Source organism: Pseudomonas sp. NFACC16-2, from assembly GCF_900119205.1.
Taxonomy (GTDB): Bacteria; Pseudomonadota; Gammaproteobacteria; order Pseudomonadales; family Pseudomonadaceae; genus Aquipseudomonas; species Aquipseudomonas fluorescens_Q.
The window spans coordinates 120,026-126,105 of record NZ_FPIX01000015.1 but is presented as its reverse complement, the minus strand read 5'-3'; the positions used below and the strand labels follow the sequence as shown (position 1 = coordinate 126,105).

Genomic DNA, 6,080 nt, shown 5'->3' with positions numbered 1-6,080 from the left:
CCAGGGACGCTCCGCGTTCCGCTTCTGGCAGGTGACGCAGAGCGTCACGGGATGCATCCCCACGCAGAGCGTGGGGACGATCAGCTTCAAGCCAAACCACGGGTTGTCTGGGCTGACACCTTCGCGAGCAAGCCGCTCCCACAGGGGGGGCTGTGAACACAAAGCATGCCTCTGTGGGCGAGCCTGCTCGAGATGAAGGCGACGCGGTTTGAGGTAGAGCCCAGCCGCTACCGATAAACCCCATCCTTCCCATGCCCGACCATCGCCCGATTGCTGCGCAGGCTGATCATCGACTTGATGTCGATCCACTCGATGCCCTGGGCCTTGAGCTTGGGTAGTTCGCGTTCGAGCACTGCCAGGGTCTGTGGGTAGGGGTGGCCGATCATCACGGCCGAGCCTTGTCGACGGGCCAGATCGATGGCGGTTTGCAGCTGGTGGGCGATGGCCGCTTCGGTGCGCTCGTCGTCCAGGAACACGTCCCGCGAGACACTGGCGAGGCCGATCTTCTGTGCCTCGGCGGCGGCGACTGTCTGGGCGCTGGTGCGGCTGTCGACGAAAAACTTGTGTCGCTGCTGCAAGTTCGCCATCAGCCACGCCATGGCCTGGGGCTGGGCAGTCATGCGGCTGCCCATGTGATTGTTGATCCCGCTGGTATAAGGCACGGCAGCGAACGCGGCGTCGAGGCGCTTGCCCAGTTCTTCGATGGGCAGCTCCGGATGCCAGGCGAACGGCCCGGTGGCCGGGTCCATGGGCATGTGCAGCATGACCAGTTTGCCGGCGCGATGGGCTTCGCGGGCGAATTCGGCGGCGTGGGGCGTGTCAGGCATGATCGCGGTGGTGACCGGGCCGGGGAGGGCCAGTACCCGGCGATCCCGGGGCAGGTTTTGCCCCAGGTCGTCGATGATCAGGCTCAGGTAGGCTTTGTGCGGCGAGGAGGGCGTGGCGGGCGCCGCGTTAACGGCTCCCGCTAGCAGGCACAGCAGGACGAAGATGAAGCGCAGGCCCATCTCAGCGGCCGGACGTGATGTTCAACCCTTTGAGCAGGCTCAAGGCCTGGGCCAGCTGATAGTCGTCATCCTGCGGCATTGGCTTGGCCTTGCCACCGGAACCGGTCGGTTTGTCGGCACCGCCGTTGCCATTGCCCAGGTGACCTTGCAGGTCGGCTTCCTTGAAGTATTCGCTGTCCTGCTCGTTGGTGATCTTGGCCTTGCGCACCTCGATGTCCGGGACGATGCCCTGGGCCTGGATCGAGCGGCCGTTGGGCGTGAAGTACAGCGCGGTGGTGATCTTCAGGGCGCGGTCGTTGTTCAGCGGCAATACGGTCTGCACCGAGCCCTTGCCGAAACTGGTGGTGCCCATGACCACAGCGCGCTTCTGGTCCTGCAGGGCGCCGGCGACGATTTCCGAGGCCGAGGCGCTGCCGCCGTTGATCAGCACCACCAGCGGCACGGCTTCGCTCAGGTCGTTGCCGGTGGCCGAGAAGCGCAGCTCGGAATTGGCGATGCGGCCCTTGGTGTAGACGATAAGGCCCTTGGTGATGAAGTGATCCACCACTTCCACCGCCGATTGCAGCACGCCGCCGGGGTTGTTGCGCAGGTCCAGGACCAGGCCGTTGAGCTTCTTGCCGTTATCCTTGCGCATCTTGGCCAGGGCCTTGGCGACTTCTTCGCCGGTCTTGACCTGGAACTGGGTGATGCGGATGTAGCCGTAGCCCGACTCCAGCAGCTGGCTCTTCACGCTTTTGACCTGGATGACCGCACGGGTCAGGGTCACGTCGAATGGCGTACCGCCGTCGCGCACCAGGGTCAGGGTGATCTTCTGGCCGATCTTGCCGCGCATCTTGTCCACGGCTTCGGTCATGCTCTGGCCGCGCGTCGGCTGGCCATTGATCTTGACGATGAAGTCGCCGGCCTGGATGCCGGCCTTGGAAGCGGGCGTGTCGTCGATCGGCGAAACCACTTTGACGAAACCGTCTTCGCTGCCGACCTCGATGCCCAGGCCGCCGAATTCGCCGCTGGTGCTTTCCTGCAGTTCGGCAAAGTCGTCCGGCCCCAGGTAGGCCGAGTGCGGGTCAAGGTTGCTGAGCATGCCTTTGATGGCGTTCTCCAGCAGCATCTTGTCATCCACAGGTTCCACGTAGGCGGCCTTGATCCGGTCCATGACCTCGGCAAAGGTGCGCAGTTCGTCCAGCGGCAGCGGGGCCTTGGTGGTCGCGGCTGTGGCGGCGGGTGCCGACGGGACCGGTTCGGCGGCGAAAGCCAGGGGCGCACCGATCACCAGGGCGATCGTCAGGGCCAGCGAGGTAAGGCGGGACAAATGCAGCATGTCGAACGAACTCCTTAATAGGATGGGCGCGCTTATCCTTGCGCACGACACCATTGGGCCGGGTCACTGGGGCGACCCTGCTGACGAATAGCGAAATACAGTGCTGGCGTATCCTGCCCGCCACTGTTGCCGACCGTGGAGATGGACTCACCGGCCTTGACCACATCCCCCGCCGATTTGAGCAGCGTCTGGTTGTGGCCGTACAGGCTCAAATAACCGTTGCCGTGATCCAGGATCACCAGCAGGCCGGCGCCGCGCAACCAATCGGCGAATACCACGCGCCCGCCATGAACGGCATGCACCTGGCTGCCGGCGGAGGCGCTGATCATCACGCCGTCCCACTTGGTGCGGGTGTCGTCGCCACGGGTTTCACCGAAGCGCGCAAGTAATCGACCATTGACCGGCCATGGAAGTTTGCCCCGGGCCGACGCAAAAGCACCGCCGAAGGTTTCGCCATCACTGGAAACCAAGGCGCCGGGGCTGGATTTCACCGGCTTGCGCGGCGCATCGCCGGCGTCTGCGTCGGCCTGGGCTTCACGCAAACGCTTTTTTTCGGCTTCCTGCTGGGCGATCAGCGCTTTCTGGCGCGCTTCTTCCGCCTCTCGAGCCTGACGGGCCAGGGTCTCTTCGATGGTTTTCAACACATTGGCCAGTTCGGCCTGGTCTTGCTCGCGGGCCTTGAGCTTGCTGTCGCGGGCCTTCACGTCGTCATTGAGCTTGGCCAGGGCCACCTGGCGTTCCTTGCGAACCTTCTCGAGTTCTTCGCGCTGGGTGTCGAGGCTGCTTTTCTGTACCAACAGCTGGGCTTGCTGCAATTCGATGTCTTTTTCGACATTGGCCAGTTGGCGCAGGGTTTCGTTGAAGCTCTTGAGTTGTTCCAGGCGGGCCTGGCTCAGGTAATCGTAATAGGTGAGGGTGCGGGCGAACTTCTCGGGATTCTGCTGGTTGAGCAGCAGCTTGAGGTATTCCTGGCGACCGTTCTGGTAGGCGGCCCGGGCCTGGATGGCGATCAGCTTTTGCTGTTCAGTGCGCGCGCTCTGGAGTTTTTTTTTCTCTCCATCGAGCCGCTGCAGCTCGGATTCGCTTTTCTTCAGTTCCTTTTGCAGGGCGTCGACCTGCTTCTCCAGCTTGCCCATCTCGGTTTCAGTGCCGCGCAGGTCTTTCTGCACACTGGATTTCTCTTCCTGCAACTTGCCCAGCAGTTTTTTCAGCTCGGCAATGTCCTGGCGCGTGGCTTCCAACTGTTGTTGGGTTTGCGCGCGCTCGTCGGCAAAGGCCGGTTGGAGCAGGCAAGTCAGAGCGAGGGCTATCAGGACGCGAAGCATAGAGGCGGGCGACACCAGGGAAAGGGACGGCCTAGTATGCCCGCCCCACGCTGCAAAAAAAACGCCCATTTGGGGCTGTGTGATAACTGGCCGGAAAAACACTGCAAACCCCTTTGTGGGGGCGCAATGCTTACTTAAGGATTGCCCGATTCATTGTGGCGAGGGGATTTATCCCCGTTGGACTGCGAAGCAGTCCCTCCCAACCCATCTGACACACCGCATGCTCGGGTTTTGGGGGCGCTTCGCGCCCCAGCGGGGATAAATCCCCTCGCCACAGGTTCATCTACTTCCTTAAGTGAGGAGCACCAAGCCCCACAAGGGGGTTGTGTTGAATCAAACCAGGATCGAAGTCCCGGTCATCTCCGCCGGCTTTTCCATGCCCAGCAACATCAGCATGGTTGGTGCCACATCAGCCAGTACGCCGCCCTCACGGACCTTGAAGTTACGCTTGCCGACATAAATGAACGGCACCGGCTCGGTGGTATGAGCGGTGTGGGCCTGGCCGGTGGATTCGTCGGACATCTGCTCGACGTTGCCGTGGTCGGCCGTGATCAATGCTTCGCCACCGACCTTTTCCAGGGCTTCGACGATGCGGCCAACGCAGGTGTCCAGGCATTCCACGGCCTTGACCGCCGCCTCGAACACACCGCTGTGGCCGACCATGTCGCCGTTGGCGTAGTTGACCACGATCACGTCGTAACGCTGGTTTTCAATGGCCTCGACGATGCGGTCGGTCACTTCCGGTGCGCTCATCTCCGGTTGCAGGTCGTAGGTGGCGACTTTCGGCGAGGGAATCAGGATGCGTTCTTCGCCCGGGAAGGGTTCTTCGCGGCCGCCGGAGAAAAAGAACGTCACGTGGGCGTATTTCTCGGTTTCGGCGATGCGCAGTTGGGTCTTGCCGTTTTTCGCCAGGTAGTCGCCCAGCACGTTTTCCAGGCTGCCGGCGGCGAAGGCCGATGGTGCGGGGATGCTGGCGGCGTATTGGGTCAGCATGACGAAACCGGCCAGTTTCGGCTGGCGGGCGCGTTCGAATTCCTTGAAGTCGTCTTCGACAAACACGCGGGTCAGTTCGCGAGCGCGGTCGGCGCGGAAGTTCATGAACACCACGGCATCGCCGTCCTCGACCTTGACCGGCTCGCCAATGGTGGTGGCCTTGACGAACTCATCGCTTTCGCCGCGCTCGTAGGCGGCTTGCAGGCCTTGCTGGGCGGTGGCGGCGTTGAATTCGGCGCTGCCGTCGACGATCAGGTTGTAGGCTTGGGACACGCGGTCCCAACGGTTGTCACGGTCCATGGCGTAATAGCGGCCAATGAGGCTGGCGATGCGCCCCTTGCCGAGGGCCTGGAAGGTGGCGTCCAGCAGTTCGATCGACGAGGTGGCGCTTTTCGGCGGGGTGTCGCGGCCATCGAGGAACGCGTGCAGGTAGATCTTCTCGGCGCCGCGCTTGAAGGCCAGTTCGGCCATGGCAATCAGGTGATCCTGGTGGCTGTGCACGCCACCGTCGGACAGCAGGCCCATGAAATGCACGGCCTTGCCGGCTGCCACGGCTTTATCCACGGCGGCGCAGATGGTCGGGTTTTCGAAGAACTCACCGTCGCGGATCGATTTGGTCACACGGGTGAAGTCCTGATACACCACGCGGCCTGCGCCGAGGTTCATGTGGCCGACTTCGGAGTTGCCCATCTGCCCGTCCGGGAGGCCGACGTCCATGCCGCTGCCGGAAATCAGGCCGTTCGGCACGGTGGCCCACAGGCGGTCCAGCACGGGCTTGTTGGCCGAATACACGGCATTGGATTCGTGGCTGTCACTGTGACCGAAGCCGTCGAGAATCATCAGGACCAAAGGTTTAGGCGTGGTAGTCATGGAATCCACTCGTGGCGGGTTAAAAGAAGACGATGGAAAAGGGACGGGCAGTTTAAAGGTAAGTTCCGACGGCGTCACCGCCGGGCGGGGTTTGGCCGGCCTTGCGTGCTGTGTATACTGGCCGACATTTTAACGCCCTGGAACCTCCTTCGATGGTTGCTCACCTGATTGAATTTGCCACTAACCACTACATTCTCGTCGGTATCTTCGTCGTACTGCTGGCGTTGCTGGTCGCCCATACGATGCAGGGTGGCGGTCGTAGCCTGAGCACCGGCGAGCTGACGGCGCTGGTCAACAAGGATGCCGGTGTGGTGGTGGACATCCGCCCGAGCAAGGATTACGCCGCCGGTCACATTGTCGGGGCATTGAACATTCCCCAGGACAAACTGATCGCGCGCATCGGCGAACTGGAAAAGCACAAGGCCAAGACGCTGATCCTGGTGGATGGCCAAGGCCAGCACGCCGGTACCCTTGCCCGCGAGTTGATGAAATCCGGTTTCACCGCCGCCAAGCTCTCCGGTGGCGTTACGAGCTGGAAAGCCGACAACCTGCCCCTGGTGAAGTGAG

The 6,080-nt window shown here is 62.3% G+C and carries 5 protein-coding genes; 1 reads left to right on the top strand and 4 read right to left on the bottom strand.

Annotation, left to right across the window (positions count from 1 at the left end):
• Window positions 1–227 precede the first annotated feature (227 nt).
• The 4 genes from BT116_RS15020 to gpmI form a co-directional block, all read right to left on the bottom strand.
• Window positions 228–1,007 (bottom strand): divergent polysaccharide deacetylase family protein, encoded by a 780-nt coding sequence (locus BT116_RS15020; RefSeq protein ID WP_072345143.1) that lies wholly within the window; start codon window positions 1,005–1,007, stop codon window positions 228–230.
• A 1-nt stretch (window position 1,008) separates the two neighbouring features.
• Window positions 1,009–2,325: a S41 family peptidase gene (locus BT116_RS15015; protein ID WP_072345141.1), complete on the bottom strand. Its 1,317-nt coding sequence runs from the start codon at window positions 2,323–2,325 to the stop codon at window positions 1,009–1,011.
• A 32-nt stretch (window positions 2,326–2,357) separates the two neighbouring features.
• On the bottom strand, window positions 2,358–3,650 hold the full coding sequence (locus BT116_RS15010) for a murein hydrolase activator EnvC family protein (protein WP_072345139.1): 1,293 nt from the start codon (window positions 3,648–3,650) through the stop codon (window positions 2,358–2,360).
• A 333-nt stretch (window positions 3,651–3,983) separates the two neighbouring features.
• Window positions 3,984–5,513 (bottom strand): 2,3-bisphosphoglycerate-independent phosphoglycerate mutase, encoded by a 1,530-nt coding sequence (gene gpmI, locus BT116_RS15005; RefSeq protein ID WP_072345137.1) that lies wholly within the window; start codon window positions 5,511–5,513, stop codon window positions 3,984–3,986.
• Window positions 5,514–5,665: 152 nt separating this feature from the next.
• Between gpmI and BT116_RS15000 the strand changes: the two genes are divergently transcribed.
• Window positions 5,666–6,079: a rhodanese-like domain-containing protein gene (locus BT116_RS15000; RefSeq protein WP_072345135.1), complete on the top strand. Its 414-nt coding sequence runs from the start codon at window positions 5,666–5,668 to the stop codon at window positions 6,077–6,079.
• The last annotated feature ends 1 nt before the right edge of the window (window position 6,080 follow it).